Source organism: Rhodococcus sp. MALMAid1271 (assembly GCF_049195265.1).
Classification (GTDB): Bacteria; Actinomycetota; Actinomycetes; order Mycobacteriales; family Mycobacteriaceae; genus Rhodococcoides.
Genome location: NZ_JBMIRQ010000114.1, coordinates 16,927 through 33,566, shown reverse-complemented (window position 1 = coordinate 33,566; position 16,640 = coordinate 16,927). Strand labels below are relative to the sequence as shown.

At 65.2% G+C, this 16,640-nt stretch carries 16 protein-coding genes; 11 read left to right on the top strand and 5 right to left on the bottom strand.

Annotation, left to right across the window (positions count from 1 at the left end; translation table 11 throughout):
- The first annotated feature begins 53 nt into the window (after positions 1-53).
- The 6 genes from ACOQFP_RS21925 to ACOQFP_RS21900 all read left to right on the top strand — a co-directional run bounded on the left by ACOQFP_RS21925 (position 54) and on the right by ACOQFP_RS21900 (position 7,372).
- The gene (locus tag ACOQFP_RS21925) at positions 54-1,046 is read left to right on the top strand and encodes a helix-turn-helix transcriptional regulator (RefSeq protein ID WP_206488598.1); all 993 of its coding nucleotides are present in this window, start codon (positions 54-56) and stop codon (positions 1,044-1,046) included.
- A complete protein-coding gene (locus tag ACOQFP_RS21920) occupies positions 1,043-2,038 on the top strand; it encodes a helix-turn-helix transcriptional regulator (RefSeq protein WP_421585516.1) in 996 nt (331 codons plus the stop codon). The genes ACOQFP_RS21925 and ACOQFP_RS21920 overlap by 4 nt, the downstream gene beginning before the upstream one ends.
- An 85-nt stretch (positions 2,039-2,123) precedes the next feature.
- Entirely contained in the window at positions 2,124-2,393 is a 270-nt protein-coding gene (gene tatA / locus ACOQFP_RS21915) for a Sec-independent protein translocase subunit TatA (protein WP_206488600.1), read from the top strand.
- A 110-nt stretch (positions 2,394-2,503) separates the two neighbouring features.
- Positions 2,504-3,475 (top strand): twin-arginine translocase subunit TatC, encoded by a 972-nt coding sequence (gene tatC / locus ACOQFP_RS21910; RefSeq protein WP_206488601.1) that lies wholly within the window; start codon positions 2,504-2,506, stop codon positions 3,473-3,475.
- Between the two features lie 27 nt (positions 3,476-3,502).
- Positions 3,503-6,277 (top strand): DEAD/DEAH box helicase, encoded by a 2,775-nt coding sequence (locus ACOQFP_RS21905; protein WP_421585515.1) that lies wholly within the window; start codon positions 3,503-3,505, stop codon positions 6,275-6,277.
- A gap of 141 nt (positions 6,278-6,418) precedes the next feature.
- The gene (locus ACOQFP_RS21900) at positions 6,419-7,372 is read left to right on the top strand and encodes a DUF4333 domain-containing protein (RefSeq protein WP_421585514.1); all 954 of its coding nucleotides are present in this window, start codon (positions 6,419-6,421) and stop codon (positions 7,370-7,372) included.
- A 17-nt stretch (positions 7,373-7,389) separates the two neighbouring features.
- Here ACOQFP_RS21900 and ACOQFP_RS21895 read toward each other — a convergent pair whose 3' ends face one another.
- Positions 7,390-8,367 carry a 5'-3' exonuclease gene (locus ACOQFP_RS21895; protein ID WP_341244735.1) on the bottom strand — a complete coding sequence of 326 codons (978 nt, stop codon included), beginning with the start codon at positions 8,365-8,367 and terminating at the stop codon, positions 7,390-7,392.
- Positions 8,368-8,394: 27 nt separating this feature from the next.
- Between ACOQFP_RS21895 and ACOQFP_RS21890 the strand changes: the two genes are divergently transcribed.
- Complete coding sequence (locus ACOQFP_RS21890) at positions 8,395-9,537, top strand: M24 family metallopeptidase (RefSeq protein ID WP_421585513.1); 1,143 nt, start codon at positions 8,395-8,397, stop codon at positions 9,535-9,537.
- Positions 9,534-10,181, top strand: a complete 648-nt coding sequence (locus tag ACOQFP_RS21885; protein WP_206488606.1) for a nucleotidyltransferase family protein — start codon at positions 9,534-9,536, stop codon at positions 10,179-10,181. The genes ACOQFP_RS21890 and ACOQFP_RS21885 overlap by 4 nt, the downstream gene beginning before the upstream one ends.
- Here ACOQFP_RS21885 and ACOQFP_RS21880 read toward each other — a convergent pair.
- Positions 10,123-10,539: a PPOX class F420-dependent oxidoreductase gene (locus ACOQFP_RS21880; RefSeq protein WP_206488607.1), complete on the bottom strand. Its 417-nt coding sequence runs from the start codon at positions 10,537-10,539 to the stop codon at positions 10,123-10,125. The genes ACOQFP_RS21885 and ACOQFP_RS21880 overlap by 59 nt on opposite strands.
- A 12-nt stretch (positions 10,540-10,551) precedes the next feature.
- Between ACOQFP_RS21880 and ACOQFP_RS21875 the strand changes: the two genes are divergently transcribed.
- Genes ACOQFP_RS21875 through ACOQFP_RS21865 form a run of 3 tightly spaced genes read left to right on the top strand, consistent with a single transcriptional unit; the run spans position 10,552 to position 13,315 of the window.
- Complete coding sequence (locus ACOQFP_RS21875) at positions 10,552-11,343, top strand: SDR family NAD(P)-dependent oxidoreductase (protein WP_421585512.1); 792 nt, start codon at positions 10,552-10,554, stop codon at positions 11,341-11,343.
- A complete protein-coding gene (cbiE, locus tag ACOQFP_RS21870; protein ID WP_421585511.1) occupies positions 11,316-12,572 on the top strand; it encodes a precorrin-6y C5,15-methyltransferase (decarboxylating) subunit CbiE in 1,257 nt (418 codons plus the stop codon). Before ACOQFP_RS21875 ends, cbiE begins: the two co-directional genes overlap by 28 nt.
- Positions 12,569-13,315: a cobalt-precorrin-6A reductase gene (locus ACOQFP_RS21865; protein ID WP_421585510.1), complete on the top strand. Its 747-nt coding sequence runs from the start codon at positions 12,569-12,571 to the stop codon at positions 13,313-13,315. The genes cbiE and ACOQFP_RS21865 overlap by 4 nt, the downstream gene beginning before the upstream one ends.
- Here the strand turns inward: ACOQFP_RS21865 and ACOQFP_RS21860 are convergent.
- Genes ACOQFP_RS21860 through cobG form a run of 3 tightly spaced genes read right to left on the bottom strand, consistent with a single transcriptional unit; the run spans position 13,298 to position 16,599 of the window.
- Complete coding sequence (locus tag ACOQFP_RS21860) at positions 13,298-14,791, bottom strand: precorrin-2 C(20)-methyltransferase (RefSeq protein ID WP_421585509.1); 1,494 nt, start codon at positions 14,789-14,791, stop codon at positions 13,298-13,300. The genes ACOQFP_RS21865 and ACOQFP_RS21860 overlap by 18 nt on opposite strands.
- On the bottom strand, positions 14,788-15,414 hold the full coding sequence (locus ACOQFP_RS21855) for a precorrin-8X methylmutase (protein ID WP_421585508.1): 627 nt from the start codon (positions 15,412-15,414) through the stop codon (positions 14,788-14,790). Before ACOQFP_RS21855 ends, ACOQFP_RS21860 begins: the two co-directional genes overlap by 4 nt.
- A 54-nt stretch (positions 15,415-15,468) precedes the next feature.
- Complete coding sequence (gene cobG, locus ACOQFP_RS21850; RefSeq protein WP_421585507.1) at positions 15,469-16,599, bottom strand: precorrin-3B synthase; 1,131 nt, start codon at positions 16,597-16,599, stop codon at positions 15,469-15,471.
- Between the last annotated feature and the right edge of the window lie 41 nt (positions 16,600-16,640).

Genomic DNA, 16,640 nt, shown 5'->3' with positions numbered 1-16,640 from the left:
ATGTTCGGGTCGCTACCGCTCCGGCCGTCGATGAGCTACTAGGCTCGACGGTCGTGGCCACCACCAAAGTCGAACGCCTGATGAACCTGGTCATCTGTCTGCTCTCGACGCGTCAGTTCCTGACCGCGGAATGGATCAGGGAGAGCGTTGCCGGGTACGACGACTCCACCAGCCACGAAGCGTTCAGCAGGATGTTCGAGCGGGACAAGAACGAACTGCGCGATCTCGGTGTCCCGTTGGAAACCGGTGCGGCCACCAGATTCGGTGGCGTCGAGGGCTATCGCATCAATCGCGACGCGTACGAGCTTCCCGATATCGACCTCACCAGCGAAGAATCGGCAGCGGTTGCTGTGGCTGTGAAACTGTGGGAGTCGCCCGAGCTCACGTCAGCGGCGCAGAGTGCATTGCTCAAACTGCGGGCGGCCGGTATCCAGGTCGACCAGAACGAGTCCGCAGCGGCGGTCACCGCGGTTCCGGCCAGGACCCGGGGCTCCGAGCCCGCACTGGGCGCTCTGCTCGCTGCCATCGATGCAGGAAAGTCGGTGCGGTTCGAGCATCGACCGTCGTTGACGGAGCCGTACACCACCAGAACCGTCCAGCCGTGGGGCGTCGTGACATTTCGCGGACGCTGGTACCTGGTGGGACACGATGTCGATCGCGACGACACCCGAACCTTTCGCCTCTCCCGCATCGGCGACGACGTCAAGTCCTTCGGTGCACCCCAGAGCGTCCGCAAACCCGACGGTGTCGATCTGCAAGACATCGTTCGCCGGGTAGCGGGGACGTCCTCGGTCTCCGGTACGGCACGAGTGTGGCTGCACGACGGCAGAGCGCTCGAGTTGCGGAGGATGGGAACGGTCGTGGGCACGAAGAACGTGGGCGATCGCACCGGAACAGTCGTGGAGGTGCCCGTGCGCTCCTGGGATTGGATCTCACGTCTGATCGCTGGTCACGGCGCGGATGCGGTGGTGCTCGAACCCGCAGAATTGCGGGCCGACGTGATCTCGACGTTGCGGACTGCCGCGGACTCGGGGAGGCAGCGATGAGCGCGCGATTGTCGACTCGGCTGGCACGGCTGCTGAACATGGTGCCGTTCTTCATGGCCAATCCGGGGCTGAGTGCCGAAGAGGCCGCACACGAACTGGGTGTGTCGACCGAGACTCTGATGGCCGATCTGAACCAACTGTGGATGTGTGGGTTGCCCGGCTACGGACCCGGTGACCTCATCGATCTCTCCTTCTCGGAGGAAAGTATCGATGTGACGTTCTCGGCCGGTATCGACCGTCCACTGCGCCTGACCTCGACCGAGGCCACGGCCTTGCTGGTTGCGCTGCGATCACTGACATCGATGCCCGGAATGGTCGATCCGTCCGCCACCCAGCGCGCGATTGCGAAGATCGAGACCGCGGCAGGATCGGCAGCGGCCAATGTCCCGCTCTCGTCCGATCACGAGAGCTCGGGCACCGAGGAGGGGCCGGTCTCGAGCACTGTGCGCTCTGCTCTGCGCAACCGGCATGCACTGGAGCTGACGTATTATTCGGCCTCGCGGGACGTCGTCACCGAGAGGACCGTCGATCCGATCAGGACCGTGGTCGTCGACGACCACAGTTATCTGCAGGCATGGTGCCGTGGAGCCGAGGGCGTTCGACTGTTTCGGTTCGACCGCATCGACTCGGCGGCAGAACTCGACGAGCCCGCTGCGGCGCCGGAATCGGTCCAGGACGAGGATGCCTTCGAGATCTTCAACGACGATCCTTCGTTGTCGCAGGCACGCCTGAAGGTGTCGCCCTCGTTCACCTGGATTCTCGACTACTACCCGATGACGCAGGTCGCCGCCGACGCCGACGGGTCGATAGAAGTGACGATGAGGTTCGCGACCCTGCAGTGGATGACCCGTCTGACGCTGGGTTTCGGGGGCGGCGTAGCGGTACTGTCACCTGAATCCTTGGTGAACTCCGTGCGCGAGCGTGCCCGTTCGGCGCTCGCTGCGTACGCCGAGCTCGACGCCACCAGCACAGACCGCACCGTGTCGAGATGAACTACAGGCAAACCGGTGTGCGCCTCGTCCCTGGCCGTCACTCGTTGTCGGGTACGCTCGATTCATCTGATCTCAGGAGGTTCACATGGGATTCACCAGTCCCTGGCACTGGGCGATCGTTGCAGTGGTCGTCATCATTTTGTTCGGTTCCAAGAAGCTGCCCGACGCTGCTCGTGGGCTCGGCCGCTCGCTTCGTATCTTCAAGAGTGAGGTGAAAGAGATGCAGAACGACGGCAAATCCGACACCGACACCACGGCGGCACAGCACCCCGCAGCCCCCGCTCAGCTGCCGTCGCCTGCTCCCGTTGCGCCGACCAACGTCGACGCGCAGCAGCACGACGCGAAGTCTGCCTGAGCGCAGTCCGCTCAGCACACCTTCGGTGCCAGTTGGGCACCGAAGGTTCACTGCTGTCGGTGACGGCAACGCGCAGTTGTCCGACCTGAGAAGGCTGACCGTAGAACACCATGCGAATTCCGTTCGATCCGCGGCGTAGTAGGCGCCGAGTCAATCCCGACGGCACGATGTCGTTGGTCGACCATTTGTACGAGCTACGAACTCGGCTCCTGTGGTCCCTCGTGGCTGTCGCTGTCACCACCGCGTTCGGGTTCTTCTGGTACTCGCACACGATCTTCGGTGTCGAAAGTCTCGGCGACCTTCTTCGAGGCCCTTACTGCACGCTCGATCCCAGCCTCCGCGCCGACTTGAGCAACGACGATCAGTGTCGGCTGCTGGCGACCGGTCCGTTCGATCAATTCCTGCTCCGATTCAAGGTTGCGTTCACCGCCGGCGTCGTGTTGGCCTGCCCCATCTGGCTGTATCAGATCTGGGCGTTCATCACCCCGGGTCTGTACGCCAACGAACGTCGCTACGCCGTCTCGTTCGTCACCGCTGCCGCAGCGCTGTTCGTCACCGGTGCGGTCCTGGCCTACTTCGTGGTGGCCAAGGGACTGCATTTCCTGCTGTCGATCGGCGACAACGTTCAGATCACCGCCCTGAGCGGCGATCAGTATTTCGGATTCTTGATCAACCTCCTCATCATCTTCGGTGTCAGCTTCGAGATTCCGCTTCTCGTGGTGGCTCTGAACGTCGTCGGCGTGCTCACGTACGAACGACTGAGGGCGTGGCGCCGCGGGCTCATCTTCGGTCTGTTCGTCTTCGCTGCCATCGCGACTCCGGGACAGGACCCGTTCTCGATGTTGGCGTTGGCGTTGGCGTTGACGGTCCTCTTCGAAATGGCAGTGCAGATTGCGCGGATTCACGACAAGCGTAAGTTGCGCAAGAGAAGAGATGAATGGGGTGATGTGTCAGATGACGAAGCAACGCCACTCGAAGGCGCAGGTTCGATCGAGTCCCCACACGCTGTCGATCCGACACCGCCGCGCACCGGGTTCGGTTCGGCTACCCGCACCCACGCAGAGTACGACGACACGATCTGACCTCTGCCGAAGCGCTGGAGCCGGCGTATGACAGAGACGACCGTGGACGTGCAACCGAGCACGAGCCCCTCCGAGTTGCAGAAATTTTCTGCCGAGCTCGGATTCCCCCTCGACAGATTTCAGGTCGATGCGTGTACGGCACTCGAGAACGGCCACGGCGTTCTGGTCTGTGCCCCCACCGGCGCGGGCAAGACGGTGATCGGCGAGTTTGCCGTGCACTTGGCCCTCGCTGCGGGACGCAAGTGTTTCTACACCACTCCGATCAAAGCGCTGAGCAACCAGAAGTTCGCGGAGCTGACCGCCCGGTACGGCCGAGACACCGTCGGTTTGCTCACCGGAGATTCGTCCGTCAACCCCGACGCCCCCATCGTCATCATGACGACGGAAGTGCTGCGCAACATGCTGTACGCATCCTCCGACGCCTTGCGTGGGCTGTCCCACGTCGTCATGGACGAGGTGCACTATCTGGCCGACCGCTTCCGCGGCGCGGTGTGGGAAGAGGTCATCCTGCATCTGTCCGACGATGTTCGTCTGGTCAGTCTCTCGGCCACCGTGAGCAACGCCGAGGAATTCGGGGCCTGGATGAGCACCGTGCGCGGTGACACCTCTGTCGTGGTGGACGAGAACCGTCCGGTGCCCCTGTCTCAGCACATCATGGTGGGCCGACGGTTGTTCGATCTGTTCGATACGAGAGCGCAGTCACGCGACGGTGACCAGAAGGTCGTGGTCGATCGCGAGCTCGTCCGCCATGTCAAACAACGCCAGTCTCTCGACTCGATGGACCGTTGGCACGCGCCACACAGCCGAGGTCGAGGTGGTCGAGCAGGCGGCGGAGGTCGTGGTGGTGGTCACGGCAGCGGGGCCAACAACCGCCCGCTGGCCCGGCCCGACGTGATCGCAAAGCTCGACGAGGAAGGTCTGCTTCCCGCGATCACCTTCATCTTCAGCCGGGCCGGGTGCGACGGGGCCCTGAGCCAATGCATGCGGTCGCGCCTGGTGTTGACCACGCCGGAGCAGGCCGAAGAGATTCGGTACATCGTGGAAAAGCACACCTCCGAGCTCCCGCGGGAGGACCTGGAGGTGCTCGGCTTCTGGGAGTGGCGTGATGCACTCGAACGGGGGTTCGCAGCCCATCACGCCGGTATGTTGCCGGTCTTCCGGCATACCGTGGAGGAGTTGTTCGTCAAGGGTCTGGTCAGAGCGGTGTTCGCCACCGAGACCCTGGCCTTGGGCATCAACATGCCCGCCCGAACCGTGGTGCTCGAAAAGCTCGTCAAGTTCAACGGCGAAACGCACGCCGAGTTGACGCCGGGGGAGTACACCCAGCTGACCGGCCGAGCCGGACGACGCGGCATCGATGTCGAAGGGCACGCCGTCGTGCTGTGGCAGCCGGGCACCGAGCCGACCGAGGTCGCCGGGCTCGCGTCGACCAGAACCTTCCCGCTGCGCAGTTCGTTCGCACCGGCGTACAACATGTCGATCAATCTGATCGAACAGTTCGGCGCGGCCGACTCTCGACTGCTGCTCGAACGGTCCTTTGCTCAGTTCCAGGCCGATCGCTCGGTGGTCGGCATGGTCCGGGGAATCGAAAAGAACGTTCAGACTCTGGACACACTCGGTGCGCGACTCGGAGGCCCCGAGGGCGAGTACTTCGAATACGCGCGGCTGCGGGAGCGGCTGAAAGAACGCGAGAAGACCCTCGCGCGTCAGAACAGATCGGATCGACGAGACAAGGCCGTCGATTCACTCCGGGCCTTGCGTCGCGGCGACGTCATCTCCGTGCCGAGTGGGCGGCGGAGCGGTCTTGCCGTGGTGCTCGAGCCCGACGACGACCAGGCCGATCCGCGCCCGCTCGTCTTGACCGAGGACAAATGGGCGGGCCGGCTGTCGGCAGCGGACTTCCCGTCGCCTGCAACCTCTCTCGGCACGATGCGACTGCCGCGATTCGTCGACCATCGCACCGCGAAGACTCGACGTGATATCGCAGCGGCCCTCGTGACGCGTGGAATTTCGCAGCCGTCGGACCGGATTCGGCGGAAGTCGACAGCAGCGGACGACAAAGAGCTGGCAACTCTGCGCCGCGCCATTCGATCGCACCCGGTCCACAACCGGCCCGACCGTGACGAGCTCGGACGTATCGGCGAGCGCTACAACCGCCTGGCCCGCGAGACGGAAACGATGCGTCAGAAGGTCTCGGCCACGACGAACTCCCTGGCCAGAACCTTCGACCGCATCCTTGCGTTGCTTGCGGACCGCGGCTACGTGACCGAGGGCAAAGATCCGAAGGTGACCGACGACGGTGCCCGATTGAGCCGGATCTACTCCGAATCCGATCTCCTCGTCGCGGAATGTTTGCGGACCGGCCTGTGGCAGGGGCTCTCGCCCGCAGAATTGGCAGCGGTGGTCTCGGCAGTGGTCTACGAGTCACGATCGGAAGGAGACATCACCCCGCACGGTCCGACGGGGCCGATTCGGCACGCGTTGACCGAGACGGTACGGGTGTGGCACGAACTACGTTCCGACGAAGTTCGCCACAAGCTCCCGCCCACGAGGGAACCCGACATGGGCTTCGTGAAGGCGATCTACAAGTGGGCATCCGATCACTCGTTGGTCGACGCTCTGGTCACGGCGGGCGACAACGGTAGAGCGCTCTCGGGTGGAGACTTCGTCCGATGGTGTCGGCAGGTCATCGATCTGCTCGATCAGGTACGGCTCGCTGCCCCGGAGCCGGAACTCTCGCGCACTGCAGCCCGCGCCATCGCAGCCCTACGCCGGGGCGTGGTCGCGGTCGATGCCGCCTGACGAGCGCGTCGTCATCGAGACCGGAGCACAACGTCCGGCTCACGCTCCCGCCGTGAAGCGCACTGCCGGGTCGGTCCAGCGGGAGGTGGCAGGATCGGGATACGGTACCCCCGACGAAACCGAATTTTCAGTGGAGGCGAGATGAGCGGCCCAAACGGTCCGACCGATTCCGACAACAGTTGGTCGCGCAATCCCGACCAGCAGGACGGTACCGCGAAAGACACTCCGGAATCACCCGCGGCTCCGCCTTCGCATACCGGCTCCACTCCTGAGCAGGGTTCGCAGACCCCGGCACCGTCCGCGTGGGGGCCGTACGCACAGCCGCCCGCAGCGCCGAACACGCCCTACGGTGAATCCGCGCCGGGTGGTTACGGGCAGAGTCCGCAACCCCCCGGCAACCCGTACCCGCAGGGGCAGTATCCCTCTGCAGGCTATCCACAGGGGCAATACCCGCAGGGCGGTTACCCACAGGGGCAGTACCCGCAAGGCCAGTACCCGCAAGGCGGCTACCCCCAGGGCCAGTACCCGACCACGCAGAATCCCGCACAGCAGAATCCCGCACAGCAATACCCGGCCGGCCAGCAGTACGGCACGCCGTATCCCGGGACGGGTGCCCAGGGACCCGGTGATCCGGCCTATCAGAATCCCTACGCCCCACAGCAATACGGCGGTGGTCAGTACGGTCCCGGTCAGTACGGGCAGCAGCCTCAGCAGCCGTGGAACCCCAACCAGCAGTATCCGAATCAGCAGTACCCGAATCAGCAGGGGCCGGGTCCCGCCGGGTCGCAGTCGAAGAAACCTCTGATCATCGTCGGTGCCGTCGTCGCTGTGGTCGCGGTGATCGCTCTGGTCTCGTTCTTTGCCTTCGGTCGGTCGACCGTTCTGGATACTGCGGCCGCACAGGAGGGTGTCCGCAAGGTCGTCACCGAGTCCTACGGTGCTTCCGAGGTGTCCGGGGTGTCCTGCCCGCAGAACATCAGGGTCGAGAAGGGTGCGAGCGTCGACTGCACGCTGACGGTCGACGGAGCGTTCAAGAAGGTGACGTTGACCTTCCTGGACGACGACGCCAACTACGAGGTCTCGCTACCGAAATAGCGCACTCGGTTGTTCGGTCATGTCCGCTCTGCCGTGGCCGCCATCGCCGCGACGAGGCGTGCCACGGCATTTTCCACCCCGAGGTTCTCGGCCAGAGCGTCGAGCGCGTTTCTGTCGGCAGGCTCGGCCGGAATCTCATCGGACTTCGACAGCACGACATCCGCATCGGTGACCACCCGCACGACGGGAAGGGCAGCGTCGAGGTAGTCGCTGGCGTTGGCCAGCTTCGCGCGGATGCCCTTGGCCATGTCCGAGGACGGATCGAGCGCCGCGTCGCGCAGTGCTGCGACCGACTCGTACTGGAGCATCAGGGTCGATGCCGTCTTCTCACCGATGCCCTTCACTCCGGGCAGGCCGTCTGAGGCGTCGCCTCTGAGAAGTGCGAGTTCGGCGTATGCCGCGCCCGCGCGGTGCAGAGGAACGCCGTATCGTTCGGAAACCAATGCCGGACCGAACAATTCGGCCTTGGCCAATCCACGCCCCACGTACAGAACCCGAACCTCGTTCGGCTCGTCGGCGGCGACCTGCAACAGGTCTCTGTCCCCGCTGACCACGACCACTGGGTTCCGGCGCTCGCGCGCAGCCAACGTGCCGAGCACGTCGTCGGCCTCCAGTCCGTCCGCGCCTGCGGTGGCGATCCCCAGTGCGGCGAGAACATCCATGATCATGTCCACCTGCGGAGTAAGGGTCTCCGGAACCTCTTCGCTCTCGGCAACCTCCGGTGGTGCCTCGGCCACGCGGTGCGCCTTGTAGGTCGGCACCAGGTCCACTCGGAACTGCGGCCGCCAGTCCAGATCCAGGCAGACTGCCAATCGTGTGGGTTCGGTGCGCCCGATCAACGCCGAGATCATGTCGAGGAACCCACGCACGGCATTGACCGGCCGGCCATCCGGTGCCGTAATCGACTCGGGCAGTGCGTAGTAGGCCCTGAACCACAAGCTCGCACCATCGAGGAGCAGCAACGGCGACTTTCCGGGTGCGGTCATGGGGCCCATCTTGCCAAACGGCACTAGCCTGGAGGGATGAGTATCGATTCTTCGGCCAGTTCCTCACGTTTCTCGAGCGACGTATACGCATCCCGGCTCGCGCGGGCCGCGCGCCTGACATCGGATGCGGGGCTGGATGCACTGCTGATCACCCCAGGGCCGGATCTGCAGTACTTGATCGGTTCGAAGGCCAGTTCGTTCGAGCGTCTCATCGCTCTGGTCGTACCTGCCGACGGAAGTACACCCAGCATCGTGGTTCCGCGGCTCGAGCTTGCTGCACTGGGTGATTCCGCGGCCCAGGATCTGTCTCTGACGCTGGTGGACTGGGTCGACGGCGTCGATCCGTACGCGCTGGTCGCTTCCGCGGTACCGGCCGGGTCCAAGACTGCGGTTGCCGATGCGATGCCCGCGCTGCACTTCGTACCGCTTGCCGAGGTCTTCGGTACGGTGCCGGTACTGGCTACGGACGTGCTCCGCGAACTTCGCATGGTCAAGGACCAAGCCGAGATCGCTGCGCTGCGTCGGGCCGGGTCCGCCATCGACCGAGTCCACGCCCGGATGGGCGAGTGGCTTCGAGTGGGCCGCACCGAAGCTCAGGTCGCCGCGGACATCGCGGTCGCGATCGTCGAAGAGGGCCACACCGCACCGGAATTCATCATCGTCGGGTCCGGGCCGCATGGCGCAGATCCACACCACGAGGTATCCGATCGTGTCATCGAGGCAGGCGACATCGTCGTCATCGACATCGGAGGTCCCGTCGCACCGGGATACAACTCCGACTCGACTCGCACCTACAGTCTCGGTGAACCGGCAGCGGAGATCGCAGCACGATACGCAGTGCTCGAGCGGGCGCAGCAAGCGGCCGTCGATGCGGTGGTGCCGGGAGCGACCGCACAGTCCATAGATGCGGCCGCCCGCGACATCTTGGTCGACGCCGGGCTGGGCGAGGCATTTCTGCACCGCACCGGACACGGTATCGGCCTGTCGGTGCACGAAGAGCCCTACATCGTTGCCGGAAACGACATCCCGCTGACCGAAGGCATGGCTTTCAGCATCGAACCGGGGATCTACTTCCGGGAGCAGTGGGGTGCGCGCATCGAGGATATCGTCGTCGTCACCGCGGACGGCTGCGAATCGGTCAACCTGCGGCCCCACGGTCTGGCCGTCCTGCCTGTATGAGCACAGAACGCGAGGCCGAGTTCGTCTCGATCGTCCGCGCCAATTCCGTTGTCGACGAGATACTTCGACGTGCACCGAAGCTCGGGCTCCCCGGTTGGTATCTCACTGCCGGGGGCCTGTTCCAGACGGTGTGGAACCACCTGGCCGATCGGGAACCGCAGGTGGGCATCCGGGATTACGACTTCTTCTACTTCGACGATTTCGACCTGTCCTACGACGCGGAGAACGACGCGATCGAGGCCGCAGCCTCGATGTTCGCCGACCTCGGCGTCGACGTCGAAGTACGCAACGAAGCGCGTGTGCACCTGTGGTACGAGCAGCATTTCGGCAGTCGGATCGCTCCGTTCCGCAGCACCGAGGATGCAATCGATCACTTCGTCTCGACCACGTGTTGCTTCGGGATCACCGGAGGCAGAGACGGCGAGGACATCGTCTACGCACCGCACGGGTTCGAGGACCTGTTCGCCGGAATCGTGAGACCGAATCCGAGGGTGCCGATGCGGCACGTCTACGAGGCGAAAGCCGCACGGTGGACCACGGAGTGGCCGAACCTGACCGTTCTGCCGTGGCCGTCGGAACAGACCCTCACTGGCGGCTCAGCAGCGAACGGCTACCCAGAACCCGCTGGACCCGGACCTCGATGACAACCCTGGTGGGGTTCTCCCTCGGCACGCGGTAACGCTGGGCGTAGCGATTCTCGGCGTCGACGACGGATTCACGGTCTTCTCGCACCGACGCGGGCCCCTCCAACGTCAGCCAGCGGGCACCGTCGACCTGAGTTACGGCTGCATAGCCACCGCGGCGTGCGTTGATCGCCTTCTGTGACACGTCGTTGGTGATGACCCGGACGACCAGCGCCTCGGCGTCGTAGGTGAACCCGACGGCCACGACGTGCGGTGTTCCATCCGGTCGGAGCGTCGTCAGCGTGGCGAGGTGCCGTTCGGTGAGGAACCCGAGTGCGTCGTCGGTCAGGGCAGTCGCGTCAGCGGGGGTGGCAGCCATAACCCGACTGTAATGAACGGTGCCCGATCGGCCAGACTGGTCGGCGTGAGCAGACGAGCAGAACCCGCAGTCGGAACGCTGTTGCTGCTGGGCGGCCGCAGCGAGATCGGGCTGGAAGTCGCCACCCGACTCGCCCCAGGGCGAACCGTCGTATTGGCGGCTCGGCGCAGTGCAGATCTGGCGGCGCAGGTACGACGGGTGCAGCAGGCCGGTGCAGAAGCCGTGCGCACCATCGAGTTCGACGCAGACGCGATGGATACCCATGCCGAACTTCTGCGTGAGGTCTCCGAGCAGCACGGCCCCATCGGGATCGTGGTTCTCGCCTTCGGCATCCTCGGAGACCAAGCCCGCGCCGAGAACGATGCTCAGCACGCTCTCGACGTCATCACCACGGATTTCCTGGCGCAGGTCTCGGTACTCACTCACGCCTCGAAGCTCCTCAGGGAACAGGGGAGTGGGGACCTGGTGGTGTTCTCCTCGGTTGCGGGGGTGCGGGTGCGACGCGCCAATTACGTCTACGGATCCGCCAAGGCCGGTCTCGACGGGTTCGCCAGTGGACTCGGTGATGCGCTGCACGGCAGTGGAGTACATCTGCTGCTCGCCCGTCCTGGCTTCGTCATCGGCTCCATGACCGAGGGCATGACGCCCGCACCGATGTCGAGTACCCCCGATCAGGTCGCCGACGTCGTGGTCGCCGCGTTGCGCAGACGCCGGACCAAAGTGTGGATTCCGGGCACTCTCCGACCGGTGTTCTTCGCCATGCGACTACTGCCGCAATGGCTCTGGCGCAGGATGCCGCGCTGATGCCGCAGGTGATTCCGAGCCCGATCGTCGTCGTGGGAATCGGCGCGGACGGCTGGGACGGCCTGTCAAGAGCCTCCCGCACGGCCGTCGAGCAGGCGGATGTGGTGTTCGGTTCCGTCCGTCAGATCGACAGCGTCCGTGCGCATTGCACCGAGAGCAGGACGTGGCCGAGCCCGTTGCTGCCGAATTTGAGGCCCATGATCGACGCGTACGAGGGCCGTAGAGTGTGCGTCCTGGCCAGCGGGGATCCGATGTTCCACGGAATCGGGGTGAGCCTGGCGCGAGAGTTCGGTGCCGAGCGGCTGCGCGTCCATCCAGCACCGTCATCGGTCTCGCTTGCATGTGCGCGATTGGGCTGGGCACTTCAGCACACCACGACGGTGTCCCTGGTCAACAGCCCGGTCGAGATGCTGTTGCCGGAACTGACCGACGGTCGCCGGATTCTCGTGTTGAGCCGCGACGGCAGCACTCCCGACGAGATCGCGGCAGTGCTGTGCGCCAACGGCTTCGGTGCAAGCGAGGTGACGATCCTCGAACAACTCGGCGGATCGGCCGAGCGAGTGACCGGCGCGATCGCCAGAGACTCGATGTTCGACGGTATCGACGCACTCAATGTCGTTGCGCTCGAATGTGTTCGAGATCCCGGTTCGATCAGATACACCAGAATTCCTGGCTTGGCCGACTCCGCGTTCGGCGGGGATGGTCAGATGACCAAGCAGGAAGTGCGGGCGTTGACACTGAGCGCATTGGCGCCTGCGCCGGGGGAGCTGCTCTGGGATATCGGGGGTGGATCGGGAACCATAGCCATCGAGTGGATGCGGACCGACATTTCCTGTCGTGCAGTGACGTTCGAGTCCTCTCCGGCTCGACGCGATCAGATCGAGAACAATGCACTGCGTCTGGGAGTGCCCGGATTGCGCGTACTCGGTGCTGCCCCCGGGAGTTTCACCGCCGCGGCAGCCGAGGCTGCCGGACCCGACGCGGTGTTCGTCGGTGGTGGGTTGACCTCGCCCGACATGCTCGGGCACTGCTGGCGCGCTCTGCGTGATGGCGGCCGACTGGTCGCCAACTCGGTGACCGCCCAATCCGATTCGCTGTTGCTTTCGGCAGCGGAACGATACGGAGGTCGGTTGCGCAAATTTCAGATCTACCGCGGCGAACCACTCGGCGCTTTCACGACGTGGAGACCGCAGCTGCCGGTCACCCAGTGGTGTGCGAGGAAAGAGTGAAGGTCCTGATTCTGGGCGGTACCTCGGAATCGCGGAACCTTGCCGCCGCAGTGAACGAGGAACCGGGGATCGAGGCGGTCACGTCGCTGGCCGGACGCGTGGCAGACCCGGTGCTGCCCGTCGGGCAGACGAGAATCGGCGGCTTCGGAGGGCCGAGCAAACTCGCGCAGTGGCTGCTGCAGAACTCCATCGACGTCGTGGTCGATGCGACCCACCCGTTCGCGGCGACCATCGGCACTCACGCCGAACTCGCCACCCGCCTGACAGGAACCGCACTGCTGGTACTGACCCGACCGCCGTGGAAGGCGGGGGAGGGTGATCGATGGACCTCGGTGGCCTCCATGCCCGAGGCCGCGGCGTCGGTCACGCCGGGCAGCAGAGCCTTCCTCACGATCGGCCGACAGGGAGTTCACCATTTTTCCCACGTCGAGCACTCGTGGTTTCTGGTCAGAGCGATCGACCGTCCCGCCGGACCGGTGCCGCCGCGCATGACGCTCGTGCTCGATCGGGGACCGTTCGACGAACGCCACGAGGCGACGCTGCTCGCCGAGCACCGAATCGACCTGGTGATCACCAAGAACAGCGGCGGCGACATGACCAGAGCGAAGCTCGATGCAGCGCGGGCGACATCGATACCGGTGCTGATGGTCGACCGTCCCGCACGAAGCACGGCGGCATCGACCGTGGACACCGTCGATGCCGCCGTGGACTGGTTGAGAAATCGGCTACTCGCTGCATTCTGACCGATAGCGCCGGGAAGTGAACACCTTCGGTCCACTTCCGGTGTCCACCACGGTGGTCATCGAAGAACCGATGATGAGCAGGCACCGCATATCGATCGACTCGGGATCGAGTTCGGCGAGGGTCACGGTGCGAACCGATTCCTCCGCGCTGCCCACTGCCCGGCCGACGACGACCGGCGTGTGCGGTGAACGGTGCTCGAGGAGAATCTCTTTCATCGCTGCTACCTGCCAGGTGCGCGATGCCGACGCCGGGTTGTAGATTGCCAGTGCCATGTCGGCTCCGGCCACCGCGTCGAGTCGGTTCGCCACCACATCCCACGGCTTGAGTCGATCGGAGAGCGACACGACGGCGTAATCGTGGCCGAGCGGAGCCCCGACCCGACTGGCCACGGCATTGGCCGCCGTCATGCCCGGGACCACCCGAACCGGCACCGAACTCCATTGCTGTTCGGCCGCAACCTCGATGACCGCCGTCGCCATGGCGAACACACCTGGATCACCAGAGGACACCACGGCGACGCGGCGCCCCTGTTTGGCGAGATCCAGCGCGAAGGCTGCCCGTTCGGACTCGACCTTGTTCTCGCTCGAATGCCTCCCCTGACCCGGACGCTGCGGTACGCGGTCGATGTAGGTCACGTAGCCGACCAGATCGGTGGCGGCGGCCAGTTCGGCCCGGACCTCGTCGGTGGTCCATGCGTCGTCCCCCGGTCCGAGGCCCACCACCACCACTTCACCGGCAGCAGTGTTGGTTTCGGTTCGATTGGCGGGGCTAGGTACCACGATCATCGAAAAGTACGGCACGTTGTCGGCGTCGGCGGCGCCCAGCACACGCTGCTCTGACGTGCTGGCGCGCTCGACGTAGAGCGCCTCGTCCAACCTGCCCGATCGCTCCAAAGCGTCGAGCACCGTGGGGTAGGTCCGGCCGAGCTTCATGATGACCGCGGCGTCGGTTCCCCGAAGTCGTCGGGTCAGCTCGTCCGCGGACAAGGTGCCGGGAAGTACTGTCAATACCTCGTCCCGTTCCACCAGCGGAGCAGCCACTGCGGCAGATGCGGCGCTGACCGAGGTCACGCCCGGCACGATCTCGACCTCGAACCGGTCCGCCAGCCTCTTGTGCATGTGCATGTACGAGCTGTAGAACAGTGGGTCGCCTTCGGCCAGAAGCACTACCGAACGTCCGGCGTCGAGGTGCGCTGCGAGGCGAGCGGCAGCGGATTCGTAGAACTCGTCGATCGCGCCCTGGTATCCGCCCGGATGCGCCGTGGCCTCTGTGGTGACCGGATAGACGAGGTGCTCTTCGATCTGCCCAGCACGCATATAGCCGGCCGCCAGCCCTCGGGAAATGCTCCGACCGTGCTGTGCGCTGTGAAACGCGACCACATCCGCCGCGCCGATCACGCGGGCGGCCTTCACGGTCAACAACTCCGGATCGCCGGGACCGACACCGACGCCCCACAATTTGCCCTGTGTACTCATTCCTGCTCGCTCGCAATGGCATTGACAGCAGCAGCGGCGATGGCACTACCGCCGCGCCTGCCGCGCACGACCAGATACTCGACACCGGTGTCGGCGGCAATGAGGTCCTCCTTCGACTCGGCCGCGCCGATGAAGCCGACCGGGCCACCGACGATGGCGGCAGGCTTCGGTGCTCCCGCTGCGAGCAATTCCATCAAATGGAACAGTGCAGTGGGTGCGTTGCCGATCGCGACGACGGCACCGTCGAGCTTGTCACCCCACAACTCCAGTGCCGCTGCGGTTCTCGTCGTCCCCATGCGCTGAGCCAACGCAGGTACCCTCGGGTCCGAAAGGGTGCACAGCACTTCGTTGTCGGCGGGTAGTCGACGACGCGTCACCCCCGCGGCCACCATGTTGGCGTCACACAGCACCGGAGCTCCCGCCCGTAGCGCAGCGCGCGCGGACACCACGACGTTCGGGGTGAATCCGATCGTCTCGGTCAGATCGATTTCTCCCACCGCATGGATCATGCGCACCACGACCTGGGCGACATCCGGTGCGAACCGCGACAGATCTGCCTCGGCTCGGATGGTCGCGAACGATTGTCGGTAGATCTCGCCGCCGTCGCGGACGTAGTCGTGCATGCGTGTCACGATAGGGGAGAGGGACCCCTCAGCAGGAAATCGGTCTCGGTCGGTTCAGGACACGCGATAGCCGATTCCTGTCGCAACCACGTCGGTGACCTCACCTTTGGGGCGCCCACATCGACGCTCGCAGCCGGACCAGTGCTGCCGCTCGTCTCGCGGAGTCATCCGGGCATCCACCGCGGCTGCGAGGTCGGCCCGAACATCGGCCTGTGACTTCGCGCAGCCCGGCGATCCAGTACATGAACTCACCCGAATCCAGGGCGATGCCTCGTCGAAGATCAGCCCCATCGGAGCGAGCACGCGCACCACCTGCTCGGCCGGTTCCTCGTCCAGATCACACACGATCAGAGACCGCCACGGGGTCACGATCAGCGGCCGATCGATGGCGGCGAGGAACTCGGCGAGCCGCGCATCGAGAATGCCGTTCGCCAATCCCGCGGCCAACGCCACTCGGCCGTCGACCTGGTCGAGCCACCCGATCGGCGGCACCTCCACAGGCGCAGGCAAGGTCAGGACCGGGCCGGCGTCGAGCCCCAGACGTTCGATGACACGATCTGCCCCACCATCGAGTTCGGCCAGTCGCCACTCGGATCGGCGCAGTTCGACGAAGGCCGCGGCGCAGTCCAGCAGAGTCGACACCACGGCACCGCGACCGATTCGAACACCGCTGTCCAGTCCCGCCAACAACAGGGCGTAGGACCCGTCGGCCTGGGCGTAGACGCCGAAGTCCGGTTCCAGGCCGCACAGATCGCCCCGGCCGTCGTCGATGGCGAACAACACCCGCCCAGGCAGCTCGGCCAGCTCGTCGGCCGCGCAGATGCCCTCGTCCAGTTCTCCGACCAGTGCCCGCACGTCGGTGATGCCGTCGACTCGCCCCGAGAGCGGTGAGGCGAGGATGTTGCGCGCCCGCTCGTGAGACTCGGACGGCAGCAACCCGGATTCGGCCACTCTGCTCGCCAGCGCGTCCGGCTCCGAGACCGCGCGCACCTGAATGTTTCCCCGAGAGGTGAGCTCGAGGGTGCCGTCGCCCAGCTCTGCCGCGGCCTGCGCCAGCATCTGTATCTGGCGGGGCAGCAGGACGCCACCCGGCAGCCTGATGCGCGCGAGCGGACCGTCCGCGGCCGGATGTGTGGTGAGCGCTCCGGGGCAACCGTCGGGCAGCGGCCTCTCAGGCGATGTCATGTTTCAAGGCTACAAGTGCGCTGGGTGAACAGATCTCGTGC

Bases quoted from the DNA above. Each gene is read 5' to 3' on its own strand.
- ACOQFP_RS21920 (WP_421585516.1), top strand. From the start codon at position 1,043: ATGAGCGCGCGATTGTCGACTCGGCTGGCACGGCTGCTGAACATGGTG.
- tatA (WP_206488600.1), top strand. From the start codon at position 2,124: ATGGGATTCACCAGTCCCTGGCACTGGGCGATCGTTGCAGTGGTCGTC.
- tatC (WP_206488601.1), top strand. From the start codon at position 2,504: ATGCGAATTCCGTTCGATCCGCGGCGTAGTAGGCGCCGAGTCAATCCC.
- ACOQFP_RS21905 (WP_421585515.1), top strand. From the start codon at position 3,503: ATGACAGAGACGACCGTGGACGTGCAACCGAGCACGAGCCCCTCCGAG.
- ACOQFP_RS21900 (WP_421585514.1), top strand. From the start codon at position 6,419: ATGAGCGGCCCAAACGGTCCGACCGATTCCGACAACAGTTGGTCGCGC.
- ACOQFP_RS21895 (WP_341244735.1), bottom strand. From the start codon at position 8,367: ATGGGCCCCATGACCGCACCCGGAAAGTCGCCGTTGCTGCTCCTCGAT.
- ACOQFP_RS21890 (WP_421585513.1), top strand. From the start codon at position 8,395: ATGAGTATCGATTCTTCGGCCAGTTCCTCACGTTTCTCGAGCGACGTA.
- ACOQFP_RS21885 (WP_206488606.1), top strand. From the start codon at position 9,534: ATGAGCACAGAACGCGAGGCCGAGTTCGTCTCGATCGTCCGCGCCAAT.
- ACOQFP_RS21880 (WP_206488607.1), bottom strand. From the start codon at position 10,539: ATGGCTGCCACCCCCGCTGACGCGACTGCCCTGACCGACGACGCACTC.
- ACOQFP_RS21875 (WP_421585512.1), top strand. From the start codon at position 10,552: ATGAACGGTGCCCGATCGGCCAGACTGGTCGGCGTGAGCAGACGAGCA.
- cbiE (WP_421585511.1), top strand. From the start codon at position 11,316: ATGGCTCTGGCGCAGGATGCCGCGCTGATGCCGCAGGTGATTCCGAGC.
- ACOQFP_RS21860 (WP_421585509.1), bottom strand. From the start codon at position 14,791: ATGAGTACACAGGGCAAATTGTGGGGCGTCGGTGTCGGTCCCGGCGAT.
- ACOQFP_RS21855 (WP_421585508.1), bottom strand. From the start codon at position 15,414: ATGCACGACTACGTCCGCGACGGCGGCGAGATCTACCGACAATCGTTC.
- cobG (WP_421585507.1), bottom strand. From the start codon at position 16,599: ATGACATCGCCTGAGAGGCCGCTGCCCGACGGTTGCCCCGGAGCGCTC.